This window comes from Streptomyces sp. NPDC005722 (assembly GCF_040630935.1).
In the GTDB taxonomy this organism is placed as follows: Bacteria; Actinomycetota; Actinomycetes; order Streptomycetales; family Streptomycetaceae; genus Actinacidiphila.
This window is the reverse complement of record NZ_JBEXYN010000033.1, coordinates 50,424-65,138: the sequence shown is the minus strand read 5'-3', so window position 1 is coordinate 65,138 and position 14,715 is coordinate 50,424. Positions and strand designations below refer to the sequence as shown.

General features: G+C 68.6%; 15 protein-coding genes and 2 pseudogenes. 8 read left to right on the top strand and 9 right to left on the bottom strand.

Translation table 11 applies throughout. The features are described from left to right. Window positions 1-339 precede the first annotated feature (339 nt). A complete protein-coding gene (locus tag ABZ479_RS29945) occupies window positions 340-834 on the bottom strand; it encodes a DUF6233 domain-containing protein (protein ID WP_500464471.1) in 495 nt (164 codons plus the stop codon). A gap of 40 nt (window positions 835-874) precedes the next feature. Then, on the bottom strand, window positions 875-1,492 hold the full coding sequence (locus tag ABZ479_RS29940) for an HNH endonuclease family protein (protein ID WP_500464470.1): 618 nt from the start codon (window positions 1,490-1,492) through the stop codon (window positions 875-877). Window positions 1,493-1,792: 300 nt separating this feature from the next. Here ABZ479_RS29940 and ABZ479_RS29935 point away from each other — a divergent pair, with 300 nt between their 5' ends. The 3 genes and pseudogenes from ABZ479_RS29935 to ABZ479_RS29925 form a co-directional block, all read left to right on the top strand. Next, the gene (locus tag ABZ479_RS29935) at window positions 1,793-1,996 is read left to right on the top strand and encodes a cold-shock protein (RefSeq protein WP_500464469.1); all 204 of its coding nucleotides are present in this window, start codon (window positions 1,793-1,795) and stop codon (window positions 1,994-1,996) included. A 180-nt stretch (window positions 1,997-2,176) separates the two neighbouring features. After that, complete coding sequence (gene ku, locus ABZ479_RS29930) at window positions 2,177-2,971, top strand: non-homologous end joining protein Ku (RefSeq protein ID WP_500464468.1); 795 nt, start codon at window positions 2,177-2,179, stop codon at window positions 2,969-2,971. A gap of 18 nt (window positions 2,972-2,989) precedes the next feature. Continuing rightward, window positions 2,990-3,727 (top strand): annotated as a pseudogene (locus ABZ479_RS29925) (C40 family peptidase); the annotation flags it as partial. Between the two features lie 253 nt (window positions 3,728-3,980). On the opposite strand, the gene ABZ479_RS29920 reads toward ABZ479_RS29925, so the two are convergent. Continuing rightward, window positions 3,981-4,571: a TetR/AcrR family transcriptional regulator gene (locus ABZ479_RS29920; protein ID WP_500464490.1), complete on the bottom strand. Its 591-nt coding sequence runs from the start codon at window positions 4,569-4,571 to the stop codon at window positions 3,981-3,983. A 111-nt stretch (window positions 4,572-4,682) separates the two neighbouring features. Between ABZ479_RS29920 and ABZ479_RS29915 the strand changes: the two are divergent. Continuing rightward, window positions 4,683-5,660, top strand: a pseudogene (locus ABZ479_RS29915) (NADP-dependent oxidoreductase). A 32-nt stretch (window positions 5,661-5,692) separates the two neighbouring features. Here ABZ479_RS29915 and ABZ479_RS29910 read toward each other — a convergent pair. Further along, window positions 5,693-5,941, bottom strand: coding sequence for a hypothetical protein (locus ABZ479_RS29910; protein ID WP_500464467.1), 249 nt, complete (start codon window positions 5,939-5,941; stop codon window positions 5,693-5,695). A 162-nt stretch (window positions 5,942-6,103) separates the two neighbouring features. After that, window positions 6,104-7,396 (bottom strand): DUF8175 domain-containg protein, encoded by a 1,293-nt coding sequence (locus tag ABZ479_RS29905; protein ID WP_500464466.1) that lies wholly within the window; start codon window positions 7,394-7,396, stop codon window positions 6,104-6,106. A 545-nt stretch (window positions 7,397-7,941) separates the two neighbouring features. Between ABZ479_RS29905 and ABZ479_RS29900 the strand changes: the two genes are divergently transcribed. Both ABZ479_RS29900 and ABZ479_RS29895 read left to right on the top strand, forming a co-directional pair. Then, the gene (locus ABZ479_RS29900; RefSeq protein WP_500464465.1) at window positions 7,942-8,184 is read left to right on the top strand and encodes a hypothetical protein; all 243 of its coding nucleotides are present in this window, start codon (window positions 7,942-7,944) and stop codon (window positions 8,182-8,184) included. A gap of 87 nt (window positions 8,185-8,271) precedes the next feature. After that, window positions 8,272-8,535 (top strand): hypothetical protein, encoded by a 264-nt coding sequence (locus ABZ479_RS29895; RefSeq protein WP_500464464.1) that lies wholly within the window; start codon window positions 8,272-8,274, stop codon window positions 8,533-8,535. Between the two features lie 20 nt (window positions 8,536-8,555). Here the strand turns inward: ABZ479_RS29895 and ABZ479_RS29890 are convergent, their stop codons facing one another. The 3 genes from ABZ479_RS29890 to ABZ479_RS29880 all read right to left on the bottom strand — a co-directional run bounded on the left by ABZ479_RS29890 (window position 8,556) and on the right by ABZ479_RS29880 (window position 11,802). Then, window positions 8,556-9,824, bottom strand: a complete 1,269-nt coding sequence (locus ABZ479_RS29890) for a hypothetical protein (protein WP_500464463.1) — start codon at window positions 9,822-9,824, stop codon at window positions 8,556-8,558. A gap of 288 nt (window positions 9,825-10,112) precedes the next feature. Continuing rightward, window positions 10,113-10,889, bottom strand: coding sequence for a helix-turn-helix domain-containing protein (locus ABZ479_RS29885; protein WP_500464462.1), 777 nt, complete (start codon window positions 10,887-10,889; stop codon window positions 10,113-10,115). A 70-nt stretch (window positions 10,890-10,959) separates the two neighbouring features. Next, window positions 10,960-11,802 (bottom strand): helix-turn-helix domain-containing protein, encoded by an 843-nt coding sequence (locus tag ABZ479_RS29880; protein WP_500464461.1) that lies wholly within the window; start codon window positions 11,800-11,802, stop codon window positions 10,960-10,962. Between the two features lie 325 nt (window positions 11,803-12,127). Here ABZ479_RS29880 and ABZ479_RS29875 point away from each other — a divergent pair, with 325 nt between their 5' ends. Further along, window positions 12,128-13,075: a quinone oxidoreductase family protein gene (locus tag ABZ479_RS29875; protein ID WP_500464460.1), complete on the top strand. Its 948-nt coding sequence runs from the start codon at window positions 12,128-12,130 to the stop codon at window positions 13,073-13,075. Between the two features lie 61 nt (window positions 13,076-13,136). Here the strand turns inward: ABZ479_RS29875 and ABZ479_RS29870 are convergent, their stop codons facing one another. Further along, window positions 13,137-14,072: a hypothetical protein gene (locus ABZ479_RS29870; protein WP_500464459.1), complete on the bottom strand. Its 936-nt coding sequence runs from the start codon at window positions 14,070-14,072 to the stop codon at window positions 13,137-13,139. A gap of 272 nt (window positions 14,073-14,344) precedes the next feature. Between ABZ479_RS29870 and ABZ479_RS29865 the strand changes: the two genes are divergently transcribed. Continuing rightward, window positions 14,345-14,542 (top strand): hypothetical protein, encoded by a 198-nt coding sequence (locus ABZ479_RS29865; protein ID WP_500464458.1) that lies wholly within the window; start codon window positions 14,345-14,347, stop codon window positions 14,540-14,542. Window positions 14,543-14,715: the final 173 nt, after the last annotated feature.

Here is a 14,715-nt window from a genome sequence, read left to right as displayed (position 1 = left end):
GGAGCCTGGAGCGTGGGCAAAAAACCGCATTCCCGACGGTGAGACCTTGGCGCGCATCTCGCGGCCGGACTCCGGGCACGCCAGCGGGGCCAACGGCCGGACGCGGTGCACCGCTTCCCACTCCCAGCCGCACCCCCTGTCGGGGAGCGTGGCGTCCAAGCGGCCGCGCTCGGAGTGATCGGCGGAAAGGCTTATGACGGCCGTCCTTCGTGACGTGCAGCAAGACAACGACTTCAAGGATCCAGGGCCGCTTCCAGGAGAAGCGATGGGAGGGAAGGGCGGCCCATCGTCATGGGCACTTCGCCCTGAGAGTGAGAGGCTCAGCCGTAGGCAGCAGTGCTACGGGGATCGTGGCGACTGCAGCTCCGCGATCAGCGCGCGCTCCGGCCGGCAGACCGCGCACTGCGCAGCGTCGGGCCGCTGCAGTGCCTGCCATGCCCGCTGCGGATCAACCTCTTCCCGGCCACCGCGGAGACTGCCGCAGTCGCCGCGGTGCACCAGCAGCAGCGGGACCTCTGGGCCCGGTACCTGCACGCGCCGCTCGACCAGCCACCGCGCGGCGTGCCCGGCCCGGGTCGTCGGCACGAGCGAGTAGTCTTCCCCCTCGAGCGGGGTGCAGGCCGCGGACGGCGCCCAGAACGACACCGGTGCCGGCACCGCTTTCATCACGCCGTGCACGTCGCCCCTCTCCAGCAAGGTGATCACGACCTCATACCACCAGGAACCGTCGTGCTCGAGCCGTCGCTGAAGCACCATCGCGCGCAGGTCCTGACCGTCGGGCAGCCGGACCGTCACCCATGGCCCGACACCGTCACTATCATCTGCGCTGCTCACCGCACTACGTTACCCGCCGGCCCTGCGCGGCTCGCCGGGTTCAGCTCGGCTGTGGCGTGTCCGCCGGCGTGGTGACGATCGGCAGGTCCGGGCATGCCGCGGCTTCTCGTACGAGTGCATCGCGCTCAATGTCGTCGACGGCCAGGTGCCAGCGGGTCTTCACTGTGACCCAGTCGACCAGGTACCCGCAGCGCGCGGCGGCGTACGGTGGCATCCATTCCGCGACATCTTTGTCGGCTTTTGAACGGTTTGTGCGGGCGGTGACCGCCACCAGCGCCCGCGGCTCATCCAGGTCGTTGGCGTACGCCTGCCACTGCGCCGCGGTCCACTGGGAAGCGCCGGAGTCCCAGGCCTCCGCCAGGGGCACGGCGTGGTCGATGTCCAGCCCGGACGGCCCGTTGACGTACGTGGCGTCGTAGTAGGAGTACCAGCGGCCACCGGTCAGCACGCAGCCGGCTCCGACGCCAGGCGGCGTGACCGCCTCCGCCAGCAGAACCTCCGACCTCGTCGAACATTGGTCCCGGTCGGCGTCGACCCAATGCCGGAACGCTGTGCGCTGGTAGCCGAGCCGATCCTCACCGATGACCGGGAGCGCCGCGATCGCCTCCCTCAGCGGGACACCGTCGGCGCCGGCTGCCGGGACCTGCTGGGTCGCCATGCTCCCCGCCAGCACGAACCCCGCAGCCAGGGCGACCGCCAACCGCCGTTGCGACTCCGTCCGCATACCCCGTTCCCTTCTCCGTGATCTTCCTCAGAGCTTCTTGAGTAGCGAAGATCGCGGCCTGAATGGGACCGGTACGGGGACAGACCACCCGAACGAGCCGTCTGCACCGACGCGGGCGTATCCGCTGGCTAAGGTGTCGCACCATCGGGTATGCATGAGCCGCGGCCCGGAACGGGGGCCCACCGGCGCATCCCACAGGAGCGCCGCATCAGCAGTATGTGAGGGACGAACACAGTGGCATCTGGCGTCGTGAAGTGGTTCAACGCGGAAAAGGGCTTCGGCTTCATCGAGCAGGACGGGGGCGGCCCGGACGTGTTCGCCCACTACTCCAACATCGCCGGCAACGGCTACCGCGAACTGCAGGAGGGCCAGCACGTCACCTTCGACGTGACGCAGGGACAGAAGGGCCCCCAGGCGGAGAACATCGTTCGAGCCTAACCGCTGGACGACAGAGACGGCTCGTACCGTCTCGAGTGGGGTCGACCTCCAGGTGGAGGCCGACCCCACTTCGTGTTTCCGGCGGCGGGACGGTGACCCGGGCGGCGCCCGTGCGAGCAGCGGCCCCCATGTGGGTCTACTCGGAATGCAGGGCAGTGTCACGCCGGGTGCGATGAGTCCATGCCGCCGTCCATTGCCAGGCTCGCGATCACCTTCGGACTCGTGTCGATCAGCGTCACCGTCCACTCCACCGTCGAGGAGATGGGCGTGACGCTGAACCAGGTCCACGCCGCCGATTCAGGCCGCATCCGACTACGCCGGACCTGCGAGGTATGCGGACAAGAGGTGCCCCCCCAGCAGATCGCTCGCGGCTACACCGATCCGCAGGGCCGGACCGTCGTCCTCACCGAGGATGACCTCGCACAACTCCCGCTCCCGTCGATCAAACAGATCCACGTCGTGGGCTTTATCGACGCCAAGACCGTCGACCCGCTGCGTCTGGGGAAGGGTTACTGGCTCAGTCCTGATCCAGCTGCCGGCAAGCCGTACATCTTGTTGCGTGACGCTATGCGCACAGCCGGTCAGGCCGCCGTCACGAAGATCACGCTGCGCAGCGGCAATCATGAGCCACTGGCTCTGCTGAGGGCGCGGGAAGACATGCTGGCGATCCAGGTCCTCAGATGGCTGGACGAGGTGCGTCCCGCCGAGGGCGTCGCGCCGCCGGGCGATGTCACCGTGCGGCCGCAGGAGGTACAGATGGCCGTGGCCTTGATGGACGCCATCTCACAGGACGTCGACCTCGCGGCCCTACGAGATCGGTACCGGGACGCCATGACCGAGCTGGTCACTGCGAAGCTGGAGGGCGAACCTGTACCCGAGGGCGCAGCAGTTGCCCCGGCGTCCGAGGGTGTGGGTCTGGTGCAGCGTTGGGTGACAGGTTGGGTCACGCGGCTTGTAGGGCCGGTGTGGTCATGACGGTCTCGAATTCGACGGGGGTCAGTCGGCCGAGCGCGGCTTGTCTGCGGCGGCGCCGGCATCGACCCCTCGCTTCAGGTCTTCCTCTCCTCGGACCCGGACAGCTACCTCGAAAAGGCGTCCACGCTCCAGGCGCTGAGCACCAAACAGGCCGAGGTGCTGCGGCAGATCGCGCAGAAGAAGCGCACGCTCGACCAGCAGAAGGCGGAGGCGGCGAGCAAGCTCTCCGAGCTCGGCCGGACCCGCACCGAACTGGGCAGGAAGAAAGAGGAAGTCCAGGGCAAGCTGGCGCAGACGCAGCGGCTGCTCAACTCGCTGACCGCCGCTCAGCGCGCCGCGGTCGCCGCGGAGGACGCTCGCGCCGCCCGCAGCAATGAGCACGCCGACCTGGGCAACGACACCCCGGCCTCCGGCCGCGCCGCCGCCGCCCTAGCGGCCGCCCAGACCCGGATCGGCATGCCGTACGTCTACACGCACACGGGTCCGACCTCCTTCGACTGCTCGGGCCTCACCATGTGGGCTTACGCCCAGGCCGATGTCTCGCTGCCGCGGACCTCGCAGGCCCAGGCCAATGCCGGCACCCGCCTGTCGATGAGCCAGCTGATGCCCGGCGACCTCGTGATCTTCTACGGCGACCAGCACCACGTGGGGCTCTACGCCGGCAACGGCATGGTCCTGCACGCGCCGCGTACCGGCACCGTCGTGCGCTACGAGTCGATCAACAACATGCCGTTCCAGTTCGGCGTCCGCATCTGACGCAGGGCCGCCGGAGTGGTTGACCGCATGACCGCAGACGCCTGCCACCGGCGCGGGCCTCGAGGGAGGTGGGCGCCTTTCCCCCTGTGCTGTCACCGAGCGCCGCGTGGGTGCTGGAGGGGACCAGCGTTCTGGGCCCCTCCAGACGTCGACGCCAGGCATAAGCCCCTTCGAGGAGCAACTCCTCGAAGGGGCCGTGGTCCGCATCCGCCATGAGGACGACCACCACGTTCGGATCCCGAAGCGATTTCGGCTACGGGCGCGAGTCCGTCGTTCCCCTCTCGGCATCACCACTCGCCGCGCCGGTCAGGATCGCGCTTGCGACAACGTCGAAGAGGTGGCCGGCGCGCGGCGCGAGCGCCGGTTGATCGCCGAGCCAAGCGAGCGCCGCCACCAGCGCGAACACGTCGGCGCCGTCGATGTCGCTCCGCGCCATGCCCGTGGCCTGGGCGCGCGTGAGGAGCCGCGCACCGGCCGCGCGCAGGGCGACGCACGAGGCGTGGAGTGCGGATTCCGGGTCCTCGATGGCGGCCGCCATCAGCACGGTCACACCCCGGTACTCGGTCGTCCACGCGACGCAGTCGCGCAGCCAGGAAACGAGAGCTTCGTCGGGCGAGTCGGACGTTTCGAGGACGCATGCCTTGGCCGTCAGCGCCTCAAAGCTCGTGTGGAGCAGAGCGTCGAGCAGTGCATCGCGCGTCGGGAAGTGCCGAAGCAGCGTCGCCAGGCCGACGTCGGCCCGGCGTGCGATGTCGCGCAGTGACACCTCGACGCCCTGCTCGGCGATGGCGGTGCCCGCGACTGTGAGCAGGTGGTCGCGGTTCTTCCTGGCGTCGGCCCGCATCTGTCCCTCTTGACTATCCGGATCAGTGGTCCATATATTCGGATCAGTGCTCCACCTATGTGGATCGCTGATCCGAATGATCGTATCCCGCATCACGGGCAGGAGAAAACGATGCCGAAACACACCACCATGAGGGCGGTCCGGCTCCACGAGCACGGCGGCCCTGAGGTTCTGCGCTACGACGAGGTGCCGATCCCCCAGCCGGGACCGGGCGAGGTGCTCGTGCGCGTGCACGCGGCAGGCATCAACCCTCCGGACTGGTACTTGCGCGATGGGATGTCCAACCTGCCTCCGGAAGTGAGGCCGAAGTTCAGCTTGCCCGTGATTCCGGGGACGGACCTGTCGGGCGTCGTGGAGGCCGTCGCCGCGGATGTGGAGGGTTTCTCCCTCGGCGATGAAGTCTTCGGCCTTCTTCGCTTCCCCAGCTTCGACGGCAGCACCTAGGCCGAGTACGTGGCCGCACCTGCGTCGGACCTCGCCCTCAAGCCGGCCGGCGTCGATCACGTACACGCCGCCGGGGCACCCATGGCCGGGCTCACCGCGTGGCAGTTCCTGATCGAACTCGGACACGATCACCCCTCGCCCTTCCAGGCGGCGCAGCATCGTCCGGTGCCAATCGACGCCGACACGACAGTGCTCATCAACGGCGCCGCAGGCGGCGTGGGGCACTTCGCGGTGCAGCTGGCGAAATGGAAGGGCGCACGTGTCATCGCGGTGGCCTCGGGCGCACATGAATGGTTCCTGCGCGACCTCGGCGCCGACGAGTTCATCGACTACACCAAGATCCGCCCTGAGGAAGTCGTGCACGACATCGACCTCGTTCTCGACGCCGTGGGTGGCCCCGACAGCAAGCGCCTCCTGCGCACACTCAAACGCGGCGGCGCCCAGTTCCCCGTGTTCTTCGGCGAATTCGACGAGGAGGAGACCCTGAGGCTGGGCGTCACCGTCACGGGCACTCAGGTCCGCTCGAACGGTGCACAGCTTGCCGAACTGGGCCGCCTGCTCGACGCGGGCACGGTCCGCGTCGCGATCGACAGCACGTTCACGCTCGCGGATGCCCACGCCGCACACGAACGCGCCGCCCGATGACACATCCAGGGCAAGATCGTGCTCACGGTCGCTTAGGAACGAGCCGTTTCCCCGTACCCGTCCGGCGCCCGTCCGCCGGACGCCCGCGCCGAGAGCTTGGAACGCAGTTGGTCACCGGGTGATCGATTCCGGTTGCAGCAGTTCATGGCGCCCTCGACCTGGCCGATGGAGACGGTGCGGGCAGGGGCAGGCCCGCCGGGCGGTGGCGGCCTCGGGAGCTGGTCGTCGATGCCGGCGTGTTCGCTGTTGAGGACGAGGGCGAAGATGGCGGAGCCGGTCATGGCACGGCGACCGACCGTTGAAGAAGAGCAGCGGCCGTGGCAGATCGTCCGGCGGGCCGCCCGAACCCAAGGGGCCGGCCCCTGGACCGGGCGGGGAATCTCCCTGCTGTGGCACACAGCGAGCAGGGGTGGAGGACCGTACGCTTCACGCGGCAGGCGAGGTCAGCTGCTCGCCCCCCACGGGACAACGCCGACGGTCCCGCTGAGTGTTCGCTGCACTGAGGTCCACACCCCGCCCGGCGGCGCCACCGCCCGCCAATCGTTCCCGCGCCACTTGAGCGTGACCACCGTCACCATCAGGCGGGCGGTGGGTGTCCTCAATACCAGCCCGATCACCGCGGTGTCCGGTGTGTACGACTGGTAGATATAGCCGCTGATCTGTGCCAGCGTTCCCTGTTGCACCGGCTGGGGCAGGGTGGCCTCCCCTCGCAGATACGCGAGAAGCCGGTCGCGGTCTGGGGACGGCACGAATTGATGTGTGATCGTCGGCTCCCACGACGATCGCCCGAAGCTGTACCCACTCCTGACGCCAATCTGCGCACCGGCGATGAGCGCGCCGGTGGGCGTGTGAGCGTAGCCCGCGGCGATGCCGCCGCTCACCCGGCGGGGCCCGGCTGAGGCGGAGAACGGAATCGCGATCCCGTAGTAGTCCGCTTCGTCCCCCTCAGCCGTCGCCAAGAGCTTCCAGGTCACATCCGTCGGTGCCGTGGTCAAAGCATCCGCCGACGATGCGGCGGATGTGTCGCCTGACGGCATGGTGGGTGCGACCGAAGGTACGACCGAGGCGTTGGGAGCCTGCTCCGGGCCGGTGTCGAGCAGCAGGACGGTTCCCAGGCCACCGGCAAGAACGACAGCCAGCAACCCACCGCCGACGACAATGATTCTGCGTCTGCGGGATTGATCGACGTCACCGCCGGCGATGATGCCCCGGCGATTGTCCACGCGCCCGTCGAGATGGACCTGGTGATGAGCGCTGCCACCGGTATGCGCCTGCCCCCGCGAATTTGCCGCTGATTCGACAGCGTTCCGCAGCGCCAGGGCGAACTCCGGATCCTGCTCGATCGCCTCCGCGAGTACGGAGGTGGCGGTTCTCTGCCAATCGGTGTCGTGGGGGCGTTCCTCAAGCCCTTCGAGCGCGGCACTTCCCAAACGCGTGGCGCGCAGTCGCTCGCCGATCATCTCGTAGAGTTGATCGGCGGCTTCAGCGCCCATGCGCGACACAGCACCGGCCGCCACGTCGGACAGGTGTGACGAGATCAGGCTGATCCCCTGTCCGGCAAGACCGAGCACATCCATCGCCGAATCCCCCCTGATGTCGGTCAGAATGTGTGTGTCACCGCGACGCACGCTTCCGGACCGCTCCACGTCCTTGATGCCCTCCCTCTCCCGAAACGACACGCCCGCGACGCGGGTGGAGAGGCCGCCGTCCGTCGACCACGGCGCGGTACTGCGCACCCGGCACACGACCCATCCGACCGGGGCCAGTCGCCTTCCGTCTCACAGCGAAAGTGCACCTTCACGTGCTCAGGGCCAGGTCCATCATGCGCGCCAGCATGCACACACGTAGTGACGCTTCGACAGGCAGGTTCATGGCGTGCTCGAAGCCGTCGCCCTTTGGCGCGGCGGTCGCGGAGACCGCGTTTCTTCCGAACTGGCCCCAGCAGCTTCACGAGTTGGCATCGTGACATGTCTCAGTGGGCGTGAGGCCGTCCCGGCCAGCTCAGCACTGATGACGAGGACTTCGTCTTCCAGACGGCCACCGCCCGCCCGACCAAGCTCGGCAAGCCCTTCACCCGACCTACCGCGGCTGAGCTCGCCCCGGCCGGCACGCGGGCCGTCCTGGCCCGGCCTCTGCCAGGTGACTCGGTCGTCTGCAGGTGAGGTGGGAAGCGCTCCCCTGTCCCCGAGGCCGGTGCCGGCACGCCCCCGCGAGTAAATCCCTGCACGGCCTGCGCGAGGCATGGAAGCTGCATCCCGAGACCACGTCCCTAGGTGTCCACATGGTCCTGCGCGGCGGGCCTGCTGTCACGGTCCAGGGGATCGGAGACTTCGTCCGCACCATGCAGCCGGCGGGCCCGAACCCGATCGCTTCGCAAGCGGAGTTCACGCATCACGACGCGCCAGACGCGGCCGCGGTGTTCGGCGAGGACGGCGGCTTCACCCTGATTCCCGAGGGCGACGCACGCGTGTGGCTCGCGGAGATGGTAAAGGAGGCCTCCCTCGAGGAACTCCGCCTGTCCTAGGCAGGCGCCGCCAACCTGCGGTCCTGGGCGACGGACCTGCACGCCCGTGTCAGCGAGGAACTGGCCCGGGACGAGCTCGGTGACGCCGTGCTGGAGTGGCTGCTGAGCCGCTTCCTCTGCGCCAGTGGCCTGCTGTCGGTCGGATTGAGCGACCGCCGGTGGAACACCTCTGCGCAGGCCAGCATCGCCATCACGCTGCTCCTCTTCCGCCGCAAGCTGCGCGAGCTGGACGCCCACGTCCCCGGGTGCCAGTGGGAACTGCTGGACCTGCCGGGCATGATCCCGCCGGTGCTGCGCAACCTCCTGCACCCACGCCCGGAGGAGGGGGCTCCGCATCCGGAAGGCGCCTGACAGGGACGACCCGTACGCGTTCATGACGTCGACCTCCACCACCAGGCGCGACTGCGGTCATCAAGCAGGTCCTCCCACTCCGACAGCGTGGAGCAGTCCTGCGGGCCCTGCGGGAGGCGGGCGGTGTCGGCCTGTGTGAACGAGGCGAGGATCCGCTGCCGGATCACATGCCCAGGTTCTTCCGGTACCGCTGCTGCGTTGTCGTCGTGCTGGGCGCTGGTGGTCGTGGCCGGTGGCCACTGGTCGCGTACCTGGGCGAGTGCCTGCCCGAACGCGACGTTGGGCGGTGCACCGGTCCCCGCCTCAGCCGGCGGGTCATCGGCCTGCGCCGGCTCGGTCTGCGCTGCGGAGGCCCGCAGGCGGGAGGTGATGTAGGCGGCGGGGGAGTGCGGTCGCCAGGTCAGCCACCAGGAGTGCAGCTCGGCCACGACAGCCTCGCGTGACAGACCTGCGGCGATGAGCGGGCGCAGCGCGAAAGCGAGGCGGCGCAGCTGCTCGCGCTGCGCCCATGAGACTCGCGGCCGGACCCATGCGGCGATCGACACGGCGTGGGCAGTCTGCTGGGGGGTGAACAAGGTGCAGCGCGCAGCGCGCTGGTGCCGCGCAGCGGTGTTCTTCTCTTTCCCTCCTACCTTGGCTTTCTGTCTCCTGGGGTACTGCCTACAGGAAGGGGTGTCACGCCGGGGGCGGCGGCCAGCTGCAGCGAGGCGGGCTTCGCCGAAGGCACGGTCACGGCCGTCGGGCGTGTAGCCGACGAGGCGTGCGGTGTAGCCGCGGCCGCGGATGCGGTGGCCCATGGCGTGGTCCCAGGCCGGCGGGGCGGTGGCAGCGTAGATCGTGGCGGTCCCGGCCCAGCCCGGCAGGCCTGCGGCACAGCGGGTGTTGGTGCGGCTGCCGTGGACGAACCAGGCGAGCAGGCCGAGCTCGCGAAGGTAGGAGACGTGGCGGTCGAGGGTACGGCGGCTGAGCTGGAGGCGCTTGGCCATGCGAGCGCGGCCGTAGGCGACGTGTCCGTCGGCGTTCATCCGGGCCGCGAGGTCCTCGGCGACGCGCACCGTGGTCGTGGAGGCTTTGGGATGGTGGCCGGCGCCGATGGCCCAGCAGGCAGCGCGCAGGAAGTTGTAGCGGCGCACCCGGCGTGAGGCCGTGGTGGCGGTTTCCTGGTCGGCGTGGGCCCGGATAAGGCGTACGGGCTTGACGTCAACTGTCGTGGCCCAGACGTCGATTTGGACAGTTGTGGTTTTGGCTGGCGGAACTACTTGGTTCCGCGCGCGGGCATGCTGCATCATGGACGGGCGCGCCCTCCTTGGGCGTGCAAGAACCCCGTGTGGCAGCGGGATTGTGTTGAGAACGCTGGTTCCGCCCTTGGGCAAGGGCGGTGACTGCCGGCCGTTGGCCGGGTAAGACGCCTGTCGAGGTCGGCACTCGGCAGGCGTTTGTTATGTGCGGCTCGAGGCGTAGTGCATACGCCGAGCTGCGGGCCAACCGCTGGTTGGCCCGCGAATCCTGGTGTTTAGATGTGGCCGCGGATGGCTCATGGCCCGAGGACCTCCTTCACTCTTTTCCCCGGCCTGGCGTCAGCTGGCCTGGCGGGTCTCCAGGCGGAACAGGTGGCGGCTGACGACGCCGGCGCTGTCCATCAGGGCGTGGACGTAGCGGGCGCACAGAGCCTGGCGCTGCACCATGCGGCTGGGGGCCAGGACGGCAATCGATCCGACGACGGCGGGCCCGCACCACAGCGGCGCGGCCAGGGCGTGCCAGCCGTCCAGCGGCGAGGGCCCGACGGCGTATCCCTGTTCGCGGACGATCCGCATCCGCGGGGAGGGCTGGTTCTCCAGGCACGCTCTGATGACGAGGCCCGACGTGTCGGCGTTGAGCGGGGCCTGCCACAGAGCCTGTTGCTGAGGTGGGGGAGCGGCGAACAGGGCCGCCATGTGCGGGCCGGGAACACGGTCGGTGCACATCCGCACCATGGACACGCCGACCAGGGAGTACAGCAGCGCAATCTGCCCGGTCGTCGCCTGCAGGGAGACCAGTTCGGCGCGGATGGCCTGCGAGATGCGGCCGGGAATCCGAAGGGGGAGTTCCTCGAGCGGCTGCACCGTGCCGGTGCGGACCGGGTCGGCCAGGCGCGCGTAGTAGCCGCGGGGGTAGTCGCATTGCCGGACCTGGCCCTCGCGGATGAGCGCCTGCAGGTACCGGTGGGTGGTCGGTGCCGGCAGTCCGGCGCGCGCCGCGATCTCGGCAAGCGGGTGCGGTCCGGGCTCGCTGAGTGCATCGAGGACGGCAAGGGTGCGCTGCACGGTGCTGCTGGCTCGCTCCGGCGCTGCCGTCAGGGTCACAGAGGGTGCCACCGGGGAGCTCCTTCTTTCAGCGAGGTGGTCGGACCGTTCGAGAGACGATTCGTTCCGCATGACCAGGGCCTCAGGCCGAGGCCCGCTCGAAGCGACCGCTGCGCCCGCACACCGCGGTGTGCACCGGTTCGGTTTCGGCGGCGGCCGCCTGCCCGGCGGCGCGGGACGTGTGGTGGCTCAGCGACGCCGCGGCCTTGGTGAGCACGTCGACGTAGCGCTTGCGGCAGTACGCGTACCGCATCTGTGTGTCGGGCACGACGAGGGCCAGGGCCCCGGTGACGATCTCCCGGCGCCAGATCGGGACGGCCAGCGCCACCCAGCCGGGCAGGGGGGAGGGACCGATGGCCATGCCGCGGTCCCGCACCCCCCTCAGTAAGGGCGACAGCAGGGCCGACCTGCTGTCCAGGTGGGCCAGGACAGCGAGCGCCACCGGGTCGTCCGCGACCGGTTCGAGCAGGGCCATGTCAATCGCGGCTTGCACGGAAGACGGGGCGGTGTCGATCACCGACCGGTTGGTGCCCAGGGCTTGACCGCGGCGCACCCGCAAGGGATGCCCGACCAGCTCGGCCGCGTAGAGGATCACGATCTGCCCCGTGGCCTGCTGAACCCGCGTCAGCACCGTGTCGGTCACCGTGGGCAGCGGCGGAAGCTGCGCCAGGCGCCCGCTGTTCCACGTCATGAGTGCGTAGCGGCCTCGTTCCGTGCGCAGGACCAGGCCCTCGTCGGCTGCTTCGTTCAGCTTGCGATGTGCGGTCGCATCGGGAATTCCGGCCGCAACGGCAATTTCGGTCAACGAGTAACTGCCGTCAGCCGACGGCCTGGTGGCTTCCAACTGCCCCAGCACGCGCAGTACAGCAAAGCCTCGTTGTGCGGCACTGCGGGTCTGACCTGAGGTTTTCAGGGCTTCTGGCATCGTCACTAACCCCCTGTGGAGGCCTCTACCGCCCATGCGGCATGGCCAGTTGTGAGCCTTTCATTCCAGCAAAGCGGTCTGTGACTGTAGGTGGAATACAACGTACGCGTCAACGAGAAACACATGCCCCGCAGGTAACAGGAATGCGTTTCTCGCCGGGCGAGAAAGCAGCTCCCGTCATTTCTCGCTGGGTGAGAAACGGAACCTCATTTCTCACCCGGTGAGAAAAGAGAGGCCGTTCGGGCCCTGATGTTGGAGTGCCCCTATGCCCTAGCCTGGTCGGCGGACCGGTCCCCATGCCCCGCCAGTTGAGGAGACAAGCACAGTGCGCGCCATCGTCATGCGTGAACATGGCGGTCCCGGCGTCCTTCAGTCGGAGGATGTCCAGGAGCCCGCTTTGCGTACCGGCCATGTCCGCGTGCATGTGTCTCTTGCCGGTGTCAGCGCCGACGATGTTCTCGCGCGGACCGGCGCCATCGCAGGCGGGCCGTTGCCTCGCACGCTCGGCACCGAGGTGGTGGGCATGGCGGACGACGGCCGCCGGGTTGTCGGCCTGATCGACGGAGGCGGCTACGCGGAGAAGGTGCTCATGCCGCTGGACGCGTGCTGGGACGTTCCTGCCGGCATCGACGACTTCCAGGCACTCGCGCTCGTCCGGGACGGCATCGCGGCCTGGCACGCGCTGTTCACTGCGGCGCAGCTGCAGCCGAACGAGACCATCGTCGTCACCGAGGCGGGCTCGGCCGTCGGCGTGCTGACGATCCAGTTGGCCCAGAGGTTCGGCGCTCGTGTCATCGCCCTCGTCCAGCACCCTGCAGAGGGAGAGCATGCGCGGGAGCTCGGAGCCGACGCGGTCGTGGACAGTACGGCCGGCAATTCGGGCGAACAGGTCACCGTCGCCGCCGGCGGCACGGTCGACACTGTCATCGACTTCGGCGGAGGGCGGACCGTCACTTCCCTGCTGACCACCCTGGCACCTGGGGCTCGGGTCGTGATGTACGGGCATCCGCCGGTGGATGCCGAGCCGATCGGCCTCGACCTGCTTCTGCGTCAGTCCCTGAGCATCTGCGGATTCCAGTTGCCGCACCTGTATGGCGACCGGATCGGCCTCGCCATGGGCCTGCGCGCCCTGTTCGCCACCGTGCTCGACGGCACGCTGGTCCTGCCGCCGGGCAAGACCTACCCGCTGGCACAGGCGGCTCAGGCCCATCTCGACCTGGAAGCAGCCCAGGGCCCGGGTCTGCGCAAGCTCGCCCTGGACGCCACCGTCTGACCACCGTGCGCTGGACAGGTGCGGCGCGACACGGGGCCGCGCCACACCTGTCCAGAGCATGTCAGTCCTGAAGGTGACGCTCGTCCGACGTTCCGTACCAGTACATCAGCGCGGGAAGCGTCGGTATGCCCAACCGCTCCTTGAGCACATTGAGACGGCTGATCAGCGTGCGCTCGCTCATGCCGTGCTCCTTGGCCACCTGCTTCTGCGACTTGCCCTGAGACAGCCCCCACAGGATCGACCGGTGCTCCGGCGTCGTGACCGGCGTACTGCCGTTCTCCGTAGAGTCGCCACCCGGCTCCGGGCTCTCACTCGCCCCCGGCACCCACGGGTCGGCCCTCTCCCACTGCAGATCGAAGACCGTACGGAGGAACTCGACGATTTCCGTGTGCCGAATGTGCAGCGCCCCCGGTTGCAGCTGACCGTCCTCGTAGACACCGATGAAGGCCTCACGGCTGTCAAAGATGATCATCTTCGGGATAGGGGTGGGAACCGTCCGTACCTGAGCTCCGAGCTCCGTTACGAAGGCCACCCACTTGCGGTTCCAGTGATCGTGCCGGTTGGTGTGGTGATAGAGCGTGCGCAGCTTCACGCCGCGCCGTAGCAGTTGCTCATCCCGCGAGCGGATCTGAGACATGTGCAGCCGATCACGCCGGCCGGGGTGCGAGGTGATGACGTCGCGCTCGGTGGCGTCGGTGGCCCGCGCCAGCCTGCCGTTGATCTGATCCCAGTCGAGGATGAGCTCCACAGCCGCGGTGTTCGTACGCTGCGCACGACGGAACTCGTCCTCGACAGCCGCCTCGAGATCCGGCAGTTGCTCAAGGAAGGCCGTGACATCCGCGAGCGTCTCGACAGCGCGGTTGCGCAGCGTCCGGGATACCCGCTCCGGCTCCGCCGGGATGTGCAAGCCTGGCCGGAGGGGATCGTCCACCATCAGCCCCAGGGACAACAGCTCCTCAAATCCCTTGCCGTCGGCCCCAGTTACTTCCTTCGACACTGCCTCGCGGTACAGCTCACGTGCCTCAGGCGACAGCTCTGGCTTCCCTAACTCGCTCACGTATATGCCCCGTTCATTACATATGCCGGTTCATTTTCGCGCAATGCAGATATCCGCGCGCGGCCATCCGTTGATCTGGCGTAGTGCGCTGAGCCAGCCTAAGGGTGGCTTCACAAACGTGCACCGATGCTTTCCGCATCGGTGCACTCGGGGTGGGGCCACCGCCTGCGTCGTCGACATCGCAGGTCCGCTGAAGAGGGGAAACACCACAAATGATCAACCGTATCAAGCTGCCCTCCGCTGCCCTGGCCGCCGCTCTTCTCGTGGCGCTCGGAGTTGCCGGAGCGGCTGCCGCCCACACCACCACCACGAACCGCGCCAGCGACATCGGCTGGAGCGACATCGGCTGGAAGGCGCAGGCCGCATCGTCGGCGCACGTCCGGGTCACCACCAACGACATCGGCTGGTGACGGCGGAGGGTGCCGCGCGGCCCAGCGCCGCCCGGCACCCTCGCCGGAAGTACGCCCGCACACGCACCAGCCCCGGGGCACCCCAGCCCCGGGTGAACAACACAGCACCACTCCAGACCAGACCAGCAGCACGACGCCCGGCCTCACACCGAGGCCGATAGTGCAGGAGAGAA

Coding starts and splice junctions, on each gene's coding strand:
- ABZ479_RS29940 (WP_500464470.1), bottom strand. CDS start 1,492: ATGGCGACCCAGCAGGTCCCGGCAGCCGGCGCCGACGGTGTCCCGCTG.
- ku (WP_500464468.1), top strand. CDS start 2,177: ATGCCGCCGTCCATTGCCAGGCTCGCGATCACCTTCGGACTCGTGTCG.
- ABZ479_RS29920 (WP_500464490.1), bottom strand. CDS start 4,571: ATGCGGGCCGACGCCAGGAAGAACCGCGACCACCTGCTCACAGTCGCG.
- ABZ479_RS29910 (WP_500464467.1), bottom strand. CDS start 5,941: ATGACCGGCTCCGCCATCTTCGCCCTCGTCCTCAACAGCGAACACGCC.
- ABZ479_RS29900 (WP_500464465.1), top strand. CDS start 7,942: ATGGTCCTGCGCGGCGGGCCTGCTGTCACGGTCCAGGGGATCGGAGAC.
- ABZ479_RS29890 (WP_500464463.1), bottom strand. CDS start 9,824: ATGATGCAGCATGCCCGCGCGCGGAACCAAGTAGTTCCGCCAGCCAAA.
- ABZ479_RS29880 (WP_500464461.1), bottom strand. CDS start 11,802: ATGCCAGAAGCCCTGAAAACCTCAGGTCAGACCCGCAGTGCCGCACAA.
- ABZ479_RS29865 (WP_500464458.1), top strand. CDS start 14,345: ATGATCAACCGTATCAAGCTGCCCTCCGCTGCCCTGGCCGCCGCTCTT.